Origin of the sequence: Bradyrhizobium sp. RP6 (genome assembly GCF_003837805.1) — a bacterium.
Taxonomy (GTDB): Bacteria; Pseudomonadota; Alphaproteobacteria; order Rhizobiales; family Xanthobacteraceae; genus Bradyrhizobium.
On sequence record NZ_RQIT01000001.1, the window covers coordinates 285,464 to 302,716 of the forward strand.

A 17,253-nucleotide genomic window follows, 5' to 3' on the forward strand; every position below is an offset into this window, starting at 1 on the left:
CCCCCTTTCCGTTATTCGCCCTTGAGGCCGGCGTCGCGGATCAGCTTGGTCCACTTCTGCGTCTCGCTGTCGATGAACCGGCCGAACTCGGCGCCAGTGCCGGCGCGTATTTCGAGGCCCTGCGCGGTCAGCTTGTCCTTGATCGCGGGTTCGGCGAGCGCGCGCAGGATCTCGGCCTGGAGCTTGTCGACGATCGCGCGCGGCGTCGTGGACGGCGCCATGAAGCCGTACCAGCCGGCGGCGGCCACGTTGGGAAAGCCCTGCTCGCGCAGCGTCGGCGCCTGCGGGTAGAGCCCGCTGCGCTCGGCCGAGGCAACACCGAGCACGATGAACTTGCCGCTCTGGATGTAGGGCAGGGCGGTCGGCAGCGCCGTCAGCGTCGCGTCGACGCGTCCGGCGAGCAGCTCGGTGTAGGAGGCCGCATCGCCGCGGAACGGGATGTTCAGCCCCTTGACGCCGGCATCGCGGAACAGAAGCTCTCCGGCAAGGTGCGGCTGCGAGCCCGCGCCGGGAGAGGCGAAGGTCAGCCCGTCCGGCTTCGATTTGCCGTAGGCGATCAACTCGGGCAGCGTCTTGAACGGCGCGTCGGCACTGATGATGAGGAACAACGGCGCGATCACCGCCATCGCGACCGGCTGCAGATCCTTGCGGTCATAGGTCAGCTTGCCGAACAGCGCCTCGGCGGTCGCGTAGGGCGCCGCGACGTACAGGATCGTATAGCCGTCGCCAGGCGCGTGGGCGACCATATCGTTGGCGATGCGGGTGCCGGCACCCGGCTTGTTCTCGACGATGAACTGCTGACGCAGGCTGCGGCCGAACTCCTCGGCTAGCAGGCGCAGCGAGATGTCGTTGGAGCCGCCGGGCCCGTAAGGCGAGATCAGCCGCACCATGCGCGACGGCCAGGCGTCCTCGGCATGCGCTGCCAAGCCCGATCCCGCTGCAAGGCCGCCTGCGATTGTGCCCAGCAGCGTTCGGCGTGTGACCTTGAATGATGCCACCGTTTTCGTCCTCCCTCTTGTTGTTGGTCTTCTTGTGTTGTTGGTCTTCTTGCGACGTCAGATCACCTTTCGTTGGGTGAGCTGTTCGATCTCCTGATCCGAAAGGCCGAGCCAGTTCCGGAACACCTCGTCATTGTCCTGGCCGACGTCGCCCGCAGCGTGACGCAATCGCGCGGGGTCGACGGTGAAGCGAGGAACGGCATTGGTCATGGCGACCGTGCCGAAATCCCGGTCGGCAACGCGGGTGATCACCTCGCGCGCCTTCACTTGCGGATCGTCGGCGATCTGATCGATCGAATAAATCGGGGCGAGCGTTCCCTGCGCGGCGTTGAATTTCGCGAGGACCTCGTCGAGCGGATGTGCAGCACACCAGGCCGCGAAGATGTCGTTGAGCTCCGCGGCGTGCTTGACGCGCTGGCCGTTGGTGGCGAAGCGCGGATCATCGACAAGGTCGGGCCGTCCGATCGCCCGGCAGTTCGCGGCAAAGAGGGCGTTGGTCGAACCTGCGAGCGTCACCCAGTGATCGTCGCTGGTGCGAAACACGGCGGCCGGCGCCGAATAGCCGTTGGCGTTGCCGATGCGGCTGCGAACAGCGCCGAGCTGGTCGTGCTCGATGGCGAGGACGTCGAGCAGGCGGAACACGGCTTCGGTCAGCGCGAGATCGATCTCCTCGCCGGGAGCGTCGGGGTCGCGTGCCCGCTTCCAGAGCGCCGCGAGCACGCCAACGGCGCCGAACAGGCCTCCGATCGAATCCCCGATCGGGTATCCCGGATGGGTCGGCTCGCCCTCGCGCTCGCCGGTGATGTAGGTCAGTCCGCCCATGGCCTCGAAGATGCGGGCGAAGCCGGGGCGCTCGCGATAGGGGCCGTCCTGCCCGAAGGCGGTGGCGCGCAGAATCACGAGGCGTGGCTGGATCGACCACAGCACCTCCTTGGGAAGGCCCCAGCGATCCAGCGTTCCCGGACGAAAATTCTCGATCAGCACGTCGAAGCGCGGAAGCAGCTGCTTGAACAGCGCAAGCCCTTCCGGAGTGCGCAGGTCGAGCGTCGCGAACTTCTTGTTGCGGTTGGCGGCCTTCCACCACAGCGGCTTGCCGTCCTTGAACGGCGGAAACGACCGCACCCCGTCGCCGTTCCTGGGCATCTCGATCTTGAGCACGTCCGCGCCGTAGTCGGCGAGCAGCGTGGCGGCGAACGGCGCGGCGATGATCGTCGCGATGTCGAGAACCTTCAATCCTTCGAGCGGCCCAACCATGTCATGTCCCGCCGCTTGTGATCTTCTTGGTTTTGCGCGGCGGCGTCGTAAGCTCGGCCTGCCCGACGATGGCGCGGATGCTGTCGGCGAGCGCCGCGATGCGCGGACCGATCTCGCTCTCGAGCTGACCTGGCTGGAGCCGGAAGGCGGGGATGCCGCAATTGATCGAGAACGACTGCTTCGATTCGCTCGCATGAAACAGCGGCGCGGCGACGGCATGGATCGAGGCCATGTACTCGCCCCAGCAGGTGCAGAAGCCGCGGTTCTTGCATTGCGCGATTCCGGCGCGGTATTTGTCCCGGACCCTCGACCACAGCTCGGCATCTTCGGCGGCGATATTCCGTTCCAGCCGGTCTGCATCGGCCGGCGGCAAGGTCGAGGCCGCGGCGCGGCCCATGGCGGTCAACACCACGGGAATGGGCATGCCGATGTCAGGCACGTGCGGGCCGACATCGCCGGAGCGCGCAGTCTCGACATAGATCATCGAGGTGGCATCGAGCAGGCCGATCGAGACCGTGCCGCGGACGCTGTGCGCCAGCTCCTGCATCATGGGCCGCGCCACTTGGCGGAATTGCATTCCGGCAAGCAGAGGATGCGCCATACGCAGCGCCCGCGCACCGACGCGGTACTTCGCCCGCTCGGCGTCGTAACGGAGATAGCCGAGCTCGGCCAGCGTATGGGTCAGCCTCGCCACCGTCGGCCGCGGGATGCCCGTCAAAGTCGACAGCTCCATATTGCCGAGCAGCGTGCTCCCCGCCTTGAACGCTTCGAGCACGACGAGCCCTTTTGCCAGCGTCGTGGCGAAAGCGGCGTCGTCGACGCTGTCCGCCAGCACCGCTGCGGCGGACGAGGGCGGATGTCGTGGCTTGGATGAGCTCGTCGGGGCCATTCCTAATTATCAGACAGGCAGAACTCTTATGTCCAATAGATTCGCCACTTGCGTAGATATTGTCCGATATGTGGACGCTACCATGCTGGACGCTTCCGTGAGAGGCAGCTCTCAAATGACCGAGCAGACAGATTTTTGTCGCGGTTGCATGCCGTCCTGTGACAGGATTATTACGACGGCATGTCAGATCGATAATTTTGCGGAGCGGCTCATGTTGCAGTGGCAGGCGCGGTCAAATCCCCTCGCGTGGTGGTGGGGATCCCTTACGCTTGTGAGCAGCGCCAATATTCTCGTCTGGTTCATGCTCTATCGCGAGTTCTATCCGACGGTGGCGGGCAGCATCAGCGGCGGCTCGGATATCGGGCTGATGTTCCTGCTGTGCGCCGGCTATGTGTTCGGCTGTGCCTTCCGCTCGGTGCTGCCGCGCGCCGACGTGCAGCGCATCTGCCTGTTCGACACCTGGCTATCGAGCGTTTTCGTCGGCCGCTCGGTCGCGACCGTCGCCGAGGTCTGCTTCGCCGCGCAATGGGCGATCATCCTGCATCAGCTCGGGACCATGACCGGCGCCGAGACGGCGGTGAACATCGCGTGGGCGATCGTCCCTGTGATCATCATTGCGGAGTGTTTCTCCTGGTACGCGGTGGTGACCACCAATTACCTCTACAACGCGATCGAGAATTCGCTCTGGGCGGTGACCTTCTTCCTGGCCGGAATTGCGCTGTGCCGTCTGATGCCGGAATTCCAGGGCGTGGTGCGCTGGGCGCTGATGTCAGGCGTCGTCGGCATCGCCTGCTTCCTCGCCTTCCTCATCACCGTCGACGTGCCGATGTATCTCAGCCGCTGGCGGGCAGGGCACGCCGAGGGCAACAGGTTCCTCGGCTTTCTCGAAGGCCTGCACGACGTCTCGACGCGCTGGGTCGTGACCCACGACATCGCGCATTGGAAGGGCGAGCTGACCTGGATGTTCCTGTATTTCAGCGCCGCGGTGTGGTCGAGCCTCGCGCTCTGCGCGCTCTATGCGATGGAAGGCTATCTGACGCGCTATCTGGCCTAGCGATTATTTGCCGACCAGGCGGCACTTGCTGCGGTCGAGCGGACGAAAGGCCTGGTCGGGCGGGATCGTCGCGACCAGCTTGACGAAGTCCCACGGGCCCCTGGATTCCTCCGGAGTCTTGACCTGCACCAGATAGAGATCGTGCACCATGCGCTGGTCCTCGCGAATGCGGCCGTTGGGCGTGTAGGCATCCGACACCGGGGTTGCCTTCATCTTCGCCATCACGGTCGCGCTGTCGTCGGAATCGGTGTCCTTCACGGCTTGCAGATAGTGGCGCACGGCGGAATAGACGCCGGCCTGGATCTGCGACGGCATCGCCTTGCGGCGAGCATAGAACGCATCGGAGAATTTCCGGGCTGCCGGCGAGACATCTTCGAAGAACGAGGTGACGATGAGATCACCGCGCGTGGCCTTCAAGCCCACGGCCTCGATGTCAACGTTCTGGAACGACATCGGTACGATCTTCATGCCCTGGTCGGCGAGCCCGAATTCCTCGGCCTGCTTGATCGCGGTGGCGTTGTCGCCGGCGACGTTGATTGCCAGGATCCTGGCGCCCGACGACTGCGCCTGGAGCAGGAATGAGCTGTAATCGGGCGTGCCGAGCTGCGCCTTGACGCCGCCGGCGACCTTGCCGCCGAGCGCGGCGATGCGCTCGCGCGCGGTCGCCTCGATCGAATGGCCGAAGGCGTAATCGCCGGTGATGAAGAACCACGGCTCCTTGCTGGTCTGCATGATGCCGGAGACCACGGCGGTCGCCGTGGAGTAGGCATCCTGGGTCCATTGTACGCTGGTGGGCGCGCAGGCCTCGTCGGTCAGCTGGTTGGCGCCGGCGCCGGAGACGAGGAAGATCTTGCCATTGCCGCGCACCAGCTCCTGCACCGCCAGCGCCGCGCCGGAGCTGCCGCCGTCGGCGATTGCCTGGACGCCGTCGCTGAACCATTTCCGCGCCAGGGATGCGGCGAGATCCGGCTTGTTCTGGTGATCGGCCTGCAGGATCTCGATCGGTTTGCCGTTGATCTTGCCGCCGAACTCCTCGGCTGCCATCCGCGCCGCTTCGACCGAGCCCGGACCCATGGCGGTCGCGAACACGCCGTTCATGTCGGTGAGGACGCCGATGCGGATGGCGTCGCCCTTGATCTCGGCCCGCGCAGCGGAGCCCGCGAGCGCGAGTGTCATCAGCAGGAGGGCGGCGGAGGTGGTTCGGGTCGTGCCCATGGCGTTTCCTCAAGTTTATCGTTGATCGATCGGTGCTGACGGTCACGCCGGTTCGGCGATCACCTTGTTGCGCAAGATGCCGATACCGGAAATCTCGACTTCGACGGTGTCGCCGGGGCGCATCCACAGCGGCGGCGTGCGCTTGGCGCCGACACCGCCCGGCGTGCCCGTGACAATGACGTCGCCGGGCGCGAGCGGGCAGATGGTGGAGATGTAGGCGATCAACGCGGGAATGGCGGTGATCAGGAGATCCGTCGTGGTGTCCTGCACGACGTTGCTGTTCAGCCGGGTCTGCAAAGTGAGCTTTGACGGATCGGGAATCTCGTCCGTCGTCACCAGCCACGGACCGAAACTGCCGCTTTCGGCAAAGGTCTTGCCGGCGAGGAACTGACTGGTGTGGCGCTGCCAGTCGCGGATGCTGCCTTCGTTGTAGCAGGAATAGCCGGCGACGTGGTCGAGCGCGCGGTCGGCGGGAATGTGACGGCCCGCCTTGCCGATGACGAGCGCGAGCTCGCCTTCATAGTCGAAGTCGTCGCTGACCTTCGGTTTCACGATGGGCTGGAGATGGCCGACCTGGCTGCATGGGAAGCGAACGAACAGAGCCGGTTTCTCCGTGACGGTGCGGCCGGTCTCGGCCACGTGGTCGCGATAGTTGAGGCCGACGCAGATGATCTTGCCGGGATCGGGGATCACGGGTGCGAAGGTGATGCTGTCGAGCGGATGATCGGGGGCAGTGGAGGCTGCAAGCTTGGCCGCTTCGGCGACGCGGCCAGCTTCAAGCAACTGTCGTAGCGTTGTGCAGCCCGTCATGCGCGAGCCCAGATCGACGACGCCATTGTCCTTGAAGGCTCCGAACGAGGTGCGGCCGTTGGCGATGAAAGAGAGCAGCTTCATGGGGTGTCCTTGGGATGTTCGCTCAGGCCGCGGACGGCATGTGGGTTGGAGGTGTGATGGCGGCCATGAGCCGGTCGAGATCGGTCTCGTTACGGGCGGTGCCGCGGATGTAGCGGTCGGGGCGAACGAGTGCGGCGATGATGCGGTGCTCGCGCAGCCAAGGGCCGACGGCCTCGGCATCATTGCTGGTCAGGATATCGATCCCTGGCAGTGAATGAGCGGAATGCGAAGGGGGCGTGGCCGAGCTATCGACGAGCAGGACATGGCCGTAGCCGATCCGGTCGTCGCTGCGGCTGCCGTCTTGCAGCGCGAACTGCGGCGCGAGATGTCCGGCGAGGGGCAGATCGGCGAGCGCGAGCCCGGGGCCGAGCAGGGGCTTTTTCACCTCCAGCTTGACCGGCGCATTTTCGCGCACCTCGCCGGCGGCAAGGCCGGCCTCGATCGCTTTGGTGTTGATGATGCCGCCGAGGCGAATGGCGAGCTCGATGAATTCGCGCACATGCGGCTGGCGCTCGCTCTGATAGGTGTCGAGCAGGTGGGGCGGGGCGCCGTCGCGAATGACCGCGGCGAGCTTCCAGGCCAGGTTCGCGGCATCGCGGATGCCGGCGCACATGCCCTGGCCGAGGAAGGGCGGGGTCTGGTGCGCAGAGTCGCCCGCGAGCAGCAGTCGATCGTTCCGCCATTGCTGCGCGATGACGGAATGAAACGTGTAGACCGCCGCGCGTTCGATTTCGGCATCGTCGGGCGTGATCCAGCGCGACAACAGCTCCCAGACCTTCGCGGGCTGCGCGACCTCCTGGGAATCCTCGTCGGGGAGGACCGTGATCTCCCAGCGCCGCCGCGCGCCGGTGCCGCGCACATAGGTCGCGGGCCGTTGCGGATCGCAATTTTGAAGGCTGTAGTCGCCTAGGTCGTTGCGCTCGCGCTTGAGCAGGACGTCGATCACCAGCCAGCGCTCGTGGAAGCCGAGGTCGTCCATCCCCGAGCCGATGAAGCGGCGCACCAGCGAGCGGGCGCCGTCGCAGCCGATCACATAGCCGCCGCGAACTTCCATGAGCTTCCCGCTGGAGAGGTCTTCGTAGCGCACGCGCACGCCATCCTCGTCCTGATCGAGCGCGAACACATCGCAGCGGTTGCGCAGGGTGACGTGTGGCCAGCGGGCGAGTCCGCCGATCAACGCGTCCTCCAGATCCGGCTGGTGGAAGCGGTAGCTGAGATGCCAGCCCATCGGCGTCAGCGTCCGTGGACGGGACCAGTCCAGCAGCATGCGACCGGCGGCATCGAGAAAGAGCATGCCGGGACTGAGGATGACATGCGGCAGGATCGTCTCGGCAAGTCCGATCGTCTGGAACACGCGCATGCATTCGTCGTCGAAATGCACTGCCCGCGGCAAATGATAGGTCCGCGCCTCGCGCTCCAGCACCAGCGTCCGCACACCGCACAGGCCGAGCAGGTTGGCGAGCGTGGCGCCCACGGGGCCGCGGCCGACGATCACGACGTCAAACTCTTCAGGAGCGGATTTATCTTGCATGGGGCTATCTCTTCCCCAAGCTGCGCCGCAGCATCAATGCCGCCGCGTCAAGTGTCCGCCCAGCGGACGGCCTCCCGCCGCTCGTCATGGCCGGGCTTGTCCCGGCCGTCCATGCCGTGCGGCCCGGCATGGAAGACGTGGATGCCCGGGTCAAGCCCGCGCATGACGGCCTGGACACGTGAGCGCACTACACCTCGACCGGAATGGCGGATGCCGTCTTCTGAAGTTGCGCCGCAAACTGCGTCACCGCTTCCTCGATCCCGAGCGCCGTCCTGATCCAGATGATGGAGATGCAGCCGAACACCACACCATCGCGCACGATCGGAACGGCAATCGAAGCCGTCTTCGGATTGTATTCGCCCTCGCTGCGGATTGCATAACCTCGCGCGGCGGTCTCGGCGATCATTCGGTCGAGCTGGCCCTCGTCGAGGAAGGGGCGGTCGTCGACCTCATCGATGCGGCGGAGATGATTGACGATCAGATCGCGTTCGCGCGCGGGGCAGGCGGCGAGATAGGCGCGGCCCGCAGACGTGCGCAGCATCGGCAGGCGCTTGCCGATCATGCCGCGATCGATCGAAAGGGGGCTGCGCGAATGCGTGGTCTCCTGCACCACCATCGCAGCGTTCTCATAGGTGGACAGATCGACCGGCCAAACCAGTCTCTTGCTGAGCTCGGCAAGAAAAGGCGCCGCGGCCTGGCAGATCACCACGCCAGGATCGTAGCCGTCGCCGAGGCTCAATGCGCGCCGGGTGACTCGAAATCGGTCGTCGCTGGCGCTGCGGGCGATATAGCCGAGTTCCTCCAGAGTTTCGAGGAGGCGATAGACGGTGGGTCGGGGCAGGTCGAGCGCGCGGGCGATGTCGCCGGCACGGATGCCGCCGGAGCGGTTGACCTCGTGCAGCACGTCGAGCCCGCGCTTGAAGGCGCGGACGCCCTCAGACTGCCGAGGCTGGCCGTTCGGCGTCCGCTCCTTGGACACTTCGTATTTCCTCCCTTGTGGCACATCGCGGCGCGGCTATCGTCGTTGCGAACGCGAAGCGATTGCGGAACGCCACCGTAGGATCGCGCGCGGCCGGTATCAAGCTCGCCGCGGTGCGGTGATCGCGATGCCTTCGGGAGGACGTCGATGGAAATCACCGCGCTCGGCTATATCGGAATCAACTCATCCCAGCTCGACCAGTGGAGCCGGATGGCGACCGGGCTGCTCGGCATGCAGCAGGTCGATCGCGGCGGCAAGATGCGCGCCTTCCGCATGGACGATCGCAAGCAGCGGCTGATCGTCGACGGCGGCAGCGACGCCGGCCTCGCGTTGATGGGCTGGGAAGTTGCTTCGACCGCCGAACTGAACCAGTTGGCAGGACGGCTGGAAAGCCATGGCATCAAGGTGGCCCGAGGCTCGCGCGCGCTCGCTGACGAGCGGCACGTCGCCGAGCTGATCGCGTTTGCCGATCCCGCCGGCAACCGGCTGGAAGCTTTTTGCAAGCCGGAGCTTGCGAGCGAGCCGTTCAGACCCGGCCGCCCGATCTCGGGCTTCCGCACCGGCGCGCTCGGCATGGGGCACGTCGTGCTCAATGTGGAGGATGTCGAGCCGCTCTTGCCGTTCTATCGTGACGTGCTCGGCTTTCACGTCTCCGATTTCGGGCTGAAGCCCTATGGGCTTTATTTCTTCCACGTCAATGGCCGCCACCACTCCTTTGCGATGGTCGGCTCGGGGCGGAAGGCGATGCACCACTTCATGGTCGAGCTCGGCAGTCTCGATGATGTCGGTCAGGGCTACGACCTTGCGCAGATGGACGAGGGGCGCATCGCCTATACGCTGGGCCGGCACACCAACGACCACATGACCTCGTTCTACGTGAATACGCCGTCCGGCTTCTTCATCGAATACGGCTGGGGCGGACGCGTCATCGATCCTGAGACCTGGCAGCCGCACGAGACCTTTGACGGGCCCTCGCTATGGGGGCACGAGCGGCTGCATATGCCGGAAGAGCAACGCAAGCGCCTGCGCGACATGCGACTCGATGCGGCCGCGCGTGGGGTGCGCGTCGCCGACCCGCGCGTGCCGCCGCTCAACTGCGCGTGGCTGGACCAGGTGATCGCGCGCGAGTGAGACGCGGCCAACAATCTGACACTCAGGAAAAGAAGCATGCGCAAAACCCTTTTGCGGGCGGGCCTCGTGCTGCTCGCGTTCACCACGGTCGCCTCCGCCGAACCGATGAAGGTCACGCTGCTCGGCACCGGCGTGCCGACGCCGCGACCGACCAGCTTCAGCGCGTCGACGCTGGTGGAAGCAGGGAGCGAAAAACTGCTGTTCGATCTCGGCCGCGGCGCGACCATCCAGCTCTGCAAGCTGAAGATTCCGCTCGGCGCGATCACCGCGAACTTCCTCACGCATCTGCATTCCGACCATGTCGTCGGCGTTCCCGACATGTGGCTGACCGGCTGGCTCGCCACGCCCTGGGCTTCGCGTAAGGGGCCGATGAAGCTCTTTGGCCCGAAGGGAACCGTCGCCATGACGGAAAACCTCACCAAAGCTTTCGCCGACGATATCCGCATCCGCATCGATGACGAGCACCTCGATCCAGTAGCGGTCACGTTCGCGGCAAAGGATATCGAAGCCGGGCGGGTCTATGAGAACAACGGCGTGAAAGTCAGCGCGATCGAGGTGAACCACGGTGAGAAGATCAAGCCTTCGTTCGGCTACATCGTCGAATATGCCGGCCACAAGGTCGTGCTGTCGGGCGACACCAGGTATGATGAGCGCGTCGCGAAGGCGGCCGAGGGCGCCGACCTGCTGATCCACGAGGTCGCGGTCATCGAGCCGGAGCTGCTGGTCAAAAATCCCGTCTACAAGGACATTCAGGCGCACCATACCTCGCCCGAGGAGGCCGGCCAGATCTTTGCGGCCGCCAGGCCAAAACTCGCGGTCTATTCCCATATCGTGTTCGGCACGCTGAAGCCCGCGCCCGACATTCCCGAGGAGCCGCTGATTCTGCGCACGCGCACCGCTTACAAGGGGCCGTTGCTCGTCGGCCGTGACATGATGTCGTTCAGGATCGATGACACGGTGGAGGCGTTCTCGCCTGACGGCGCGAGGCTGGAGCCGTAAAGGCAGCGGCAATCAGACTTCCGTCAACAATCCCTGGCGCAGCGCCAGGCGGACCAGCTCGATGTCGGAGCCGACGCCGAGCTTGTCCTTGATCAGGGAATGCAGATTCGCCACCGTCTTTGGACTGACATGCAGCGTCTCGGCAATCTCCTCCGTCGTGTTCTCGGCGAGCAGCAGCCGCAGCACCTCGAATTCGCGCGGCGTCAGCACGTCGGCGGCCGAGCTCTCGCCGCTGATGCGGCTGAGCGCAAGCTCGTGGTCGATGTCGGGGCTGATGGCGATCCTGCCGGCGAGCACGTCCTTGACCGCGCGCACCAGCGTCTCGGGCGGGCTGGTCTTGGTGACGTACCCCCTCGCGCCGGCGCGGATCGCCTGCACGGCAAAGCCGGCATTTTCGTGCATGGTGAAGACGAGGATTCGTGCCGTCTTGTCCCACTGCCTGATCCGCCTGACCGCCTCGATGCCGCCGATGCCGGGCATGCTGAGATCCATAATGACGAGGTCGGGCGCTTCGGATTTGTACAGACGATAGGCCTCCGCACCATCGGCCGCCTCGGCAACGACGCGCAGGCCCGGCTGCTTCTGGAGCACGGAGCGGTAGCCCTCGCGGACGACGGAATGGTCGTCGACCAGCAGGATGGTGGCGTCGGCCGCGCTCATGCCGCATGCTCCAGCGCATGTCGATCGGCGGCCGCGAGCGGAATGAACACGCGCAGTGCCGAGCCGTTAGGGCCGGTCTCAAAGCTCAGCCGGCCGCGCAGCGCGGCGACGCGCTCGCGCATGCCGAGCAGGCCCATGCCGGATTTGACGGAAGCCTCGTTCGGCCGGCCGTCGTCTTCGATCGCGAGCGCGATGTCATCGTCGGCCATCGTCAGATGCAGGCTGACCTTGGTTGCGCCGGCGTGCTTGGCCGCGTTGGTGAGCGCCTCCTGCACGATGCGGTAGAGATTGGCGCTGACCGAGGCAGGCACGCTCTCGAAGGCACCGTCGAACCGGATGTCGAAGCGGGGCTGGCCGCGGCTGCGGCCGTTCCACCCCGACACCAGTCCTTCGAGGCTCGCGACGAGGCCGAGTTCTTCGACATCGGGCGGCCGCAACCGGAACAGCGCGCCGCGCAGCGTCTCCATCATGCCGGTCGCGGTCCGGGCAATGCTGTCGCACTCTCCCAACAAGCCGGGACAGTCCTGCGCCGCAGTCTGGCGGGCGGACGCGGCAAGCGCGCGGATCGCGGCGAGTGACTGGCCGAACTCGTCATGCAGCTCGCGCGCGAGATGGCGGCGCTCCTCGTCCTGGAGCGCGATCAGCTTCCGCGTCAGCTCGTTGCGTTCAGCAAGCGCAGTGTCGAGGCTTTCGGCGAGATGGTTGAAGACATCGCGGATGGCGGAGAGCTCGGCGAGGTCGAACGGCGGCAGCCGCGCGGTGAGGTCGCCGGCGGCGATCCGCTCGAGGCCGTCGCCGATCATGCGGGTGGGGCGCAGGGCGCGCGCCAGCGCGGCATAGACCAGCGCGCAGAGCAGCGGGAGCGCGATTGCAAGCGCGATCATCAGGCGGCCGGCCTCGTGCCAGGCCTCGGCCGTCTGCACGGCCGCATCGACCGAGACCACGGTCTCGCCGAGCTTCGTTCCGCGGACGATCACAGGCCGTGCCGCCTCGCGGCCGGGGTCGAACAGGCTGCGATAGAAGGCGGCGAAGGCCTGCGGCGGCGGGCTCGCCGGGGCAGGCGCGCCACTACAGAAACGCTGGAGCATCTCACCGCTCACGCTCCGGAATCCAAGGCAGAGGCCGGGCGTCATCACATGGGCCGAAACCGGGTCAAGGTTCGGAAAGTCCGAGCGCGGGCTGGCCACCCACTGGACCTTGCCCTGTTGCAGCTCCAGCGTCTTCGCCACGATGGCGGCGATACTGTCGATGCGCGCATGCGCTGCGCTGTTGGCCGTAACGAGGAAATAGGCGGAGATCGCGGCGAAGCAGACGGCCGATATGGCGGCCACGCGCAGCGTCAGACGGACCTTGAGATCGAACTTCGGGCGATTCCACATGGGGGCACCTGACGCGAACGGGTTTGTCGCGCCCTCATTAGAAGGCAGAACGCAAGCGGCGGGAAGCGTTCCCGCTTTGCCGCAGTGCAACGTCGTGAAATTTTCCCGGCATTCGTCGGGACGGCCGCGGCTGCATGGTGTCAGGCAACCCGTCCAGATTTGCGTGGCCGTTCCGTCCCATGAGGTCGTTTCATGTACCGTTCCGGGCTGATTGTCGTCTGTCTCCTCTTCGTCCTCTCTTGTTCGCGGGCCGTTGCCGAGGGCACGATTGGCGTTGCCATCGACGATTTCAGCTACACCGATACCTCGGCCGAGCCGATCAACCAGACCGCCGCCCACGAGCGACGGCTGGCGGCGTTCATGGCCGCGCTTCGAAGGGATATCGGCGCGGACCCGCGCTACCGCCTGGTTCCGTCCGCCCAGGACGGTGCGGCGTTCAAGGTCATCGGCGGCATCCAGAAGACCAGCACGCTGGTGCAATGGGCCAAGGTCGCTGTGATCGAAATCGGCGCCAAGAAGCTCGTGATGGACAAGCTCTACAGCTTCCGCGGCGACAATGATGAATCCTGGGAGCGGGCCGAGATCTTCGTGTCCCGCGAGGTCATGGCTGCGCTGGCAACGCCCGCGCCGGTTGCGCTGGCCGTGTTCGACTTCGAGCTCGAGGATACGACCGCAGCCCCGGCCGGCGCGTCGGCCGCTTCGGACGCCTCGTATCTCGCCGAGGCCACCGGTGGTGTGCGCGAGGTGCTCGGCCAATCCGGCCGTTATCGGCTCGTCGATGTCGGCGGTGCGCGCGGCGAGGCGGCGAACAGGCGTGCCTTGCGCGATTGCGGCGGTTGCGAGGCGGCGATCGCGAAGGAGCTCGGCGCGGATCAGTCGCTGATCGGCGTGGTGCGGCGGGTGAGCCGCACCGAATACACGCTCGGCTTCCAGCTGCGCGATGCCAGGACCGGCACCGTGCTGGCGCGCGGCGACAGCGGCCTGCGCATGGGCGCAGACTATTCGTGGAAGCGCGGTGCCGTGCGGCTGGTCAGCGACCAGCTGATCGAGAGCCGATAGCGCTAGAACGTCAGCTGCACCTTCATCGACTGCGAGCGGTCGCTGGCGAGCTCGAAGGCGGTGACGGCGTTCTCGAACGGCATGGTCGCCGTGATCAGCGGCCTGACGTCGATCAAGCCTTCGCCCATCAATCGCACCGCGAGCTCGAACTCGGGATCGAAGCGGAAGGTGCCGCGGAGCTGCAATTCCTTGGCGACGATGGAGTTGATCGGCAGCGTCATCTCGCCGCCGAGACCAAGCTGCACCAGCGTCGCGCCCGGCCTGAGCACGTCGAGCGCGGCGCGCAGCGCAGCCTGATTGCCCGAGGCTTCGAACAGCGTGTCGAACACGCCCTTGCCGGCGCGCCAGGGGTCGAACGCGCTAGCATTGGTCGCGACGTTGATGGCGTGCGTGGCGCCGAGCTTTTTCGCGACCGCGAGCGGTGCGTCCGCCACATCGGTGACGACGATCTCGGCGGCACCGCCGAAACGTGCGACGAGGATCATCAGCGCGCCGATCGGACCGCAGCCGGTGATCAGCACGCGTTTGCCGAGCAGGGGGCCGGCTTGCTTGCCCGCATGCAGGCAGACCGCCAGCGGCTCGGCGACCGCGGCTTCGGCGAGCGAGAGCTTCTCCGCGATCGGCACGGCCTGCGTCGCATCGACGGTGATGAATTCGCGAAAGCCGCCCTGCACATGGGGAAAGCGCATCGCGCTGCCGAGAAAGCGCATGTCGAGGCACTGGTTGCGCATGCCCTCCTGGCAATGCAGGCATTGGCCGCATGGCTTGCTCGGGTTGACCGCGACGCGTGAGCCGGGCTTCACGCTGGTGACGCCGTCACCGACGGAAGCGACGACGCCGGCGATCTCATGGCCCAGGGCCATCGGCTGCTGGATGCGGACGACGCCGAAGCCGCCGTGATGGTAATAATGCAGGTCCGAGCCGCAGATGCCGCCATTGGCGATCTTGACGCGGATCTCACCCGGGCCTGGGGCCGGATCGGGATAGCTCTCGATCCGCAGGTCCTTCGGGGCGTGAATGACGACGGCGCGCATGCTCTTGTTCCTCAGCGTGTGGCGGATCACATGGCGGCGATCATGCCGCCGTCGACATAGATGATCTGGCCGTTGACATAAGTCGAGGCGTCCGAGGCGAGGAAGATCGCAGCGCCGACCAGCTCCTCCGGCTTGCCCCAGCGTTTCGAGGGGATGCGGCCCATCAGCCAGTTGTTGAAGTCGGCGTTGTTGACCAACGCCTCGTTCATGTCGGTCAGCATGTAGCCGGGGCCGATCGCATTGGCCTGGATGCCGTGCTGCGCCCATTCCACCGCCATCGAGCGGGTCAGGTTCTTGATGCCGCCCTTGGCCGCGGTGTAGGGCGCGATGGTGGGACGCGCGAGCTCGCTGCCGAGCGAGCCGATATTGATGATCTTGCCCTGCTTGCGCGGGATCATGCGCTTGGCCGCCTCGCGTCCGATCACGAAGGCGCTGGTGAGGTTGGTCTCGATCACCTTGCGCCATTCGTCGGTGGTGAACTCCACCAGCGGCTTGCGGTGCTGGATGCCGGCATTGTTGACGACGATGTCAACCGCAATGCCCTTTTTGTCGAAGTCATCGAACGCGGCGACGATCGCGGCTTCGTCGGTCACGTTGAAGGCGGCTCCTTCAGCCTGATAGCCGGCGGCGCGAAACTCGGCGACGGCCTGCTCGACGCGCTTGGGATCGACGCCATTGATGATGATCCTGGCGCCGGCCCTGGCCATGCCCTCGGCAATGGCGCAGCCGAGGCCGCGGGAGGAGCCGGTCACGAGCGCGGTGCGGCCGGAAAGATCGAAGAGGGAGGTGCTCATCGCAAAAAATCCTCAGACGTTGGAACGGCGCACGGTGAGATCGGAGCGGTCGAATACGGCGGGAAGGAGATCGACGCCGAGGCCGGGTCCTTCCATCGGATAGACGTAACCGTCCTTGATCACAGGCATCGTGGTGACGAGCTCGTTGTACCAGCCCTTGTAGAAGGCGCGCACCGATTCCTGGATCAGCGTGTTGGGCTGGCTGAACGACATGTGGATGGCGGCGATGAAGCCGATCGGGCCGATACAATCGTGCGGAGCAAAGGGCCGGTGATAGGTCTCGGCCATCGCCGCGATCTTGCGGCCCTCGGTGAGGCCGCCGGTCCAGCACAAATCCGCCATCACCACATGCATGGCGTCGCGGTCGAGCATGTCCTTGTAGGGAAAGCGCGAGCCCAGCGTCTCGCTGGCGCAGACCCAGACGTCGGTCGAGCGCGCATATTCGGCCAGCGCCTGCGGCGAGTTCATGCGGATCGGGTCTTCGTACCAGGTCGGCTTGTAGGGCTCGAGCGCGCGTGCGATCTGCTTTGCCGTCGGCAGATTCCATAGCGAGTGGAGCTCGACCATGATCTCCATCTTGTCGCCGACCGCCTTGCGGATCTTCTCGAACGGCTCGATCGCCTGCTTCATCTGCGCGGCGGTGATGTAGAGGCCTTTGTTCACCTGCGCCGCCGGATCGAACGGCCAGATCTTCATGGCGGAGATGCCGCTCTCCAAAAGGCTCTCGGCGAGCGCGTCGGCGCGATGCATGAAACCGTCGAGATCCTCGTAAGGCCCCTTGGAGGCGCCGAGATTCCAGTTCGCGACCGGGCTGATATTGGTCGAGCGGACATATTGCGTGCCGGCGCAGGTGTTGTAGATGCGCTGCTTGTCGCGGCAGAGGCCGCCGAGCATCTGGTGCACCGGCTGACCGCAGACCTTCCCGAACAAATCCCACAGCGCGATGTCGATCGCGGAGGCTGCACGATATTCGACACCGGTCGAGGACTGCGCCATCGGCAGGTTCAGCATGTCGCGATGGATGGCTTCGATGTGCAGGGGATTGCGGCCGAGCAGGCGGCCGGCAAAGGTGTCGTGGATCTGCGCCTCGACCGCGCCCGCGCCGTAGAATGTCTCGCCGAGCCCGATCACACCCGTGTCGGTGTGAACGCGCACCCAGATGACGTTGGAAAATTCCTCGGTGCGCAGCGTCTCGATCGATGTGATCTTCACGGCAACAATCCTCCCATCACAGACGTCCCGCGCCTGTCGTCTCATTTTGCGCTGCAACATGTTGCAGGCCGTGCGGGAGTCTTACGCTGGCTTGTAATATATCACAACATGTTTTAAGGCTCGGACAAACACGGCGCCATCCATCGACGAGAGCGCGGCCGACGGGAGAGA

At 65.6% G+C, this 17,253-nt stretch carries 17 protein-coding genes; 4 read left to right on the top strand and 13 right to left on the bottom strand.

Annotation, left to right across the window (positions count from 1 at the left end; genetic code table 11):
- Positions 1-11: 11 nt before the first annotated feature.
- From EHH60_RS01550 to EHH60_RS01560, 3 genes are read right to left on the bottom strand one after another with little or no spacing between them, the layout of a single operon-like run.
- Positions 12-998 carry a Bug family tripartite tricarboxylate transporter substrate binding protein gene (locus tag EHH60_RS01550; RefSeq protein ID WP_124157743.1) on the bottom strand — a complete coding sequence of 329 codons (987 nt, stop codon included), beginning with the start codon at positions 996-998 and terminating at the stop codon, positions 12-14.
- A gap of 57 nt (positions 999-1,055) precedes the next feature.
- Complete coding sequence (locus tag EHH60_RS01555) at positions 1,056-2,252, bottom strand: CaiB/BaiF CoA transferase family protein (RefSeq protein WP_124157744.1); 1,197 nt, start codon at positions 2,250-2,252, stop codon at positions 1,056-1,058.
- A 1-nt stretch (position 2,253) separates the two neighbouring features.
- Complete coding sequence (locus EHH60_RS01560; RefSeq protein WP_124157745.1) at positions 2,254-3,141, bottom strand: IclR family transcriptional regulator; 888 nt, start codon at positions 3,139-3,141, stop codon at positions 2,254-2,256.
- A gap of 211 nt (positions 3,142-3,352) precedes the next feature.
- Between EHH60_RS01560 and EHH60_RS01565 the strand changes: the two genes are divergently transcribed.
- On the top strand, positions 3,353-4,195 hold the full coding sequence (locus EHH60_RS01565) for a hypothetical protein (protein ID WP_124157746.1): 843 nt from the start codon (positions 3,353-3,355) through the stop codon (positions 4,193-4,195).
- A 3-nt stretch (positions 4,196-4,198) separates the two neighbouring features.
- Here EHH60_RS01565 and EHH60_RS01570 read toward each other — a convergent pair whose 3' ends face one another.
- The 5 genes from EHH60_RS01570 to EHH60_RS01585 are packed head-to-tail and all read right to left on the bottom strand — an operon-like array spanning position 4,199 to position 8,814.
- Positions 4,199-5,410 (bottom strand): ABC transporter substrate-binding protein, encoded by a 1,212-nt coding sequence (locus tag EHH60_RS01570; RefSeq protein ID WP_124157747.1) that lies wholly within the window; start codon positions 5,408-5,410, stop codon positions 4,199-4,201.
- A gap of 42 nt (positions 5,411-5,452) precedes the next feature.
- Positions 5,453-6,304, bottom strand: coding sequence for a fumarylacetoacetate hydrolase family protein (locus tag EHH60_RS01575; protein WP_124157748.1), 852 nt, complete (start codon positions 6,302-6,304; stop codon positions 5,453-5,455).
- 22 nt (positions 6,305-6,326) lie between these two features.
- Positions 6,327-7,835, bottom strand: coding sequence for a bifunctional 3-(3-hydroxy-phenyl)propionate/3-hydroxycinnamic acid hydroxylase MhpA (gene mhpA / locus EHH60_RS01580; RefSeq protein WP_124157749.1), 1,509 nt, complete (start codon positions 7,833-7,835; stop codon positions 6,327-6,329).
- A 47-nt stretch (positions 7,836-7,882) separates the two neighbouring features.
- Complete coding sequence (locus EHH60_RS37030) at positions 7,883-8,023, bottom strand: hypothetical protein (RefSeq protein WP_158626699.1); 141 nt, start codon at positions 8,021-8,023, stop codon at positions 7,883-7,885.
- The gene (locus EHH60_RS01585; protein WP_124157750.1) at positions 8,023-8,814 is read right to left on the bottom strand and encodes a DNA-binding transcriptional regulator; all 792 of its coding nucleotides are present in this window, start codon (positions 8,812-8,814) and stop codon (positions 8,023-8,025) included. Before EHH60_RS01585 ends, EHH60_RS37030 begins: the two co-directional genes overlap by 1 nt.
- A gap of 147 nt (positions 8,815-8,961) precedes the next feature.
- Here EHH60_RS01585 and EHH60_RS01590 point away from each other — a divergent pair, with 147 nt between their 5' ends.
- Complete coding sequence (locus tag EHH60_RS01590; RefSeq protein WP_199751255.1) at positions 8,962-9,945, top strand: VOC family protein; 984 nt, start codon at positions 8,962-8,964, stop codon at positions 9,943-9,945.
- A gap of 36 nt (positions 9,946-9,981) precedes the next feature.
- The gene (locus tag EHH60_RS01595; RefSeq protein ID WP_124157751.1) at positions 9,982-10,944 is read left to right on the top strand and encodes an MBL fold metallo-hydrolase; all 963 of its coding nucleotides are present in this window, start codon (positions 9,982-9,984) and stop codon (positions 10,942-10,944) included.
- A 12-nt stretch (positions 10,945-10,956) separates the two neighbouring features.
- Here EHH60_RS01595 and EHH60_RS01600 read toward each other — a convergent pair whose 3' ends face one another.
- Both EHH60_RS01600 and EHH60_RS01605 read right to left on the bottom strand, forming a co-directional pair.
- Positions 10,957-11,604 (bottom strand): response regulator, encoded by a 648-nt coding sequence (locus tag EHH60_RS01600; RefSeq protein ID WP_124157752.1) that lies wholly within the window; start codon positions 11,602-11,604, stop codon positions 10,957-10,959.
- The gene (locus EHH60_RS01605) at positions 11,601-12,983 is read right to left on the bottom strand and encodes a sensor histidine kinase (RefSeq protein ID WP_124157753.1); all 1,383 of its coding nucleotides are present in this window, start codon (positions 12,981-12,983) and stop codon (positions 11,601-11,603) included. The genes EHH60_RS01600 and EHH60_RS01605 overlap by 4 nt, the downstream gene beginning before the upstream one ends.
- A gap of 192 nt (positions 12,984-13,175) precedes the next feature.
- On the opposite strand from EHH60_RS01605, the gene EHH60_RS01610 reads away from it, so the two are divergent.
- Complete coding sequence (locus EHH60_RS01610; RefSeq protein WP_124157754.1) at positions 13,176-14,042, top strand: DUF3280 domain-containing protein; 867 nt, start codon at positions 13,176-13,178, stop codon at positions 14,040-14,042.
- A 2-nt stretch (positions 14,043-14,044) separates the two neighbouring features.
- Here the strand turns inward: EHH60_RS01610 and EHH60_RS01615 are convergent, their stop codons facing one another.
- Genes EHH60_RS01615 through EHH60_RS01625 form a run of 3 tightly spaced genes read right to left on the bottom strand, consistent with a single transcriptional unit; the run spans position 14,045 to position 17,082 of the window.
- A complete protein-coding gene (locus EHH60_RS01615) occupies positions 14,045-15,076 on the bottom strand; it encodes an L-idonate 5-dehydrogenase (RefSeq protein ID WP_124157755.1) in 1,032 nt (343 codons plus the stop codon).
- Between the two features lie 26 nt (positions 15,077-15,102).
- On the bottom strand, positions 15,103-15,870 hold the full coding sequence (locus EHH60_RS01620) for an SDR family oxidoreductase (RefSeq protein WP_124157756.1): 768 nt from the start codon (positions 15,868-15,870) through the stop codon (positions 15,103-15,105).
- Positions 15,871-15,882: 12 nt separating this feature from the next.
- Positions 15,883-17,082 (bottom strand): mandelate racemase/muconate lactonizing enzyme family protein, encoded by a 1,200-nt coding sequence (locus EHH60_RS01625; RefSeq protein ID WP_199751256.1) that lies wholly within the window; start codon positions 17,080-17,082, stop codon positions 15,883-15,885.
- Positions 17,083-17,253 lie beyond the last annotated feature (171 nt).

Coding starts and splice junctions, on each gene's coding strand:
- EHH60_RS01620 (WP_124157756.1), bottom strand. CDS start 15,870: ATGAGCACCTCCCTCTTCGATCTTTCCGGCCGCACCGCGCTCGTGACC.
- EHH60_RS01590 (WP_199751255.1), top strand. CDS start 8,962: ATGGAAATCACCGCGCTCGGCTATATCGGAATCAACTCATCCCAGCTC.
- EHH60_RS01610 (WP_124157754.1), top strand. CDS start 13,176: ATGTACCGTTCCGGGCTGATTGTCGTCTGTCTCCTCTTCGTCCTCTCT.
- EHH60_RS01615 (WP_124157755.1), bottom strand. CDS start 15,076: ATGCGCGCCGTCGTCATTCACGCCCCGAAGGACCTGCGGATCGAGAGC.
- EHH60_RS01570 (WP_124157747.1), bottom strand. CDS start 5,410: ATGGGCACGACCCGAACCACCTCCGCCGCCCTCCTGCTGATGACACTC.
- EHH60_RS01565 (WP_124157746.1), top strand. CDS start 3,353: ATGTTGCAGTGGCAGGCGCGGTCAAATCCCCTCGCGTGGTGGTGGGGA.
- EHH60_RS01560 (WP_124157745.1), bottom strand. CDS start 3,141: ATGGCCCCGACGAGCTCATCCAAGCCACGACATCCGCCCTCGTCCGCC.
- EHH60_RS01600 (WP_124157752.1), bottom strand. CDS start 11,604: ATGAGCGCGGCCGACGCCACCATCCTGCTGGTCGACGACCATTCCGTC.
- EHH60_RS01605 (WP_124157753.1), bottom strand. CDS start 12,983: ATGTGGAATCGCCCGAAGTTCGATCTCAAGGTCCGTCTGACGCTGCGC.
- EHH60_RS01555 (WP_124157744.1), bottom strand. CDS start 2,252: ATGGTTGGGCCGCTCGAAGGATTGAAGGTTCTCGACATCGCGACGATC.
- EHH60_RS01575 (WP_124157748.1), bottom strand. CDS start 6,304: ATGAAGCTGCTCTCTTTCATCGCCAACGGCCGCACCTCGTTCGGAGCC.
- mhpA (WP_124157749.1), bottom strand. CDS start 7,835: ATGCAAGATAAATCCGCTCCTGAAGAGTTTGACGTCGTGATCGTCGGC.
- EHH60_RS01595 (WP_124157751.1), top strand. CDS start 9,982: ATGCGCAAAACCCTTTTGCGGGCGGGCCTCGTGCTGCTCGCGTTCACC.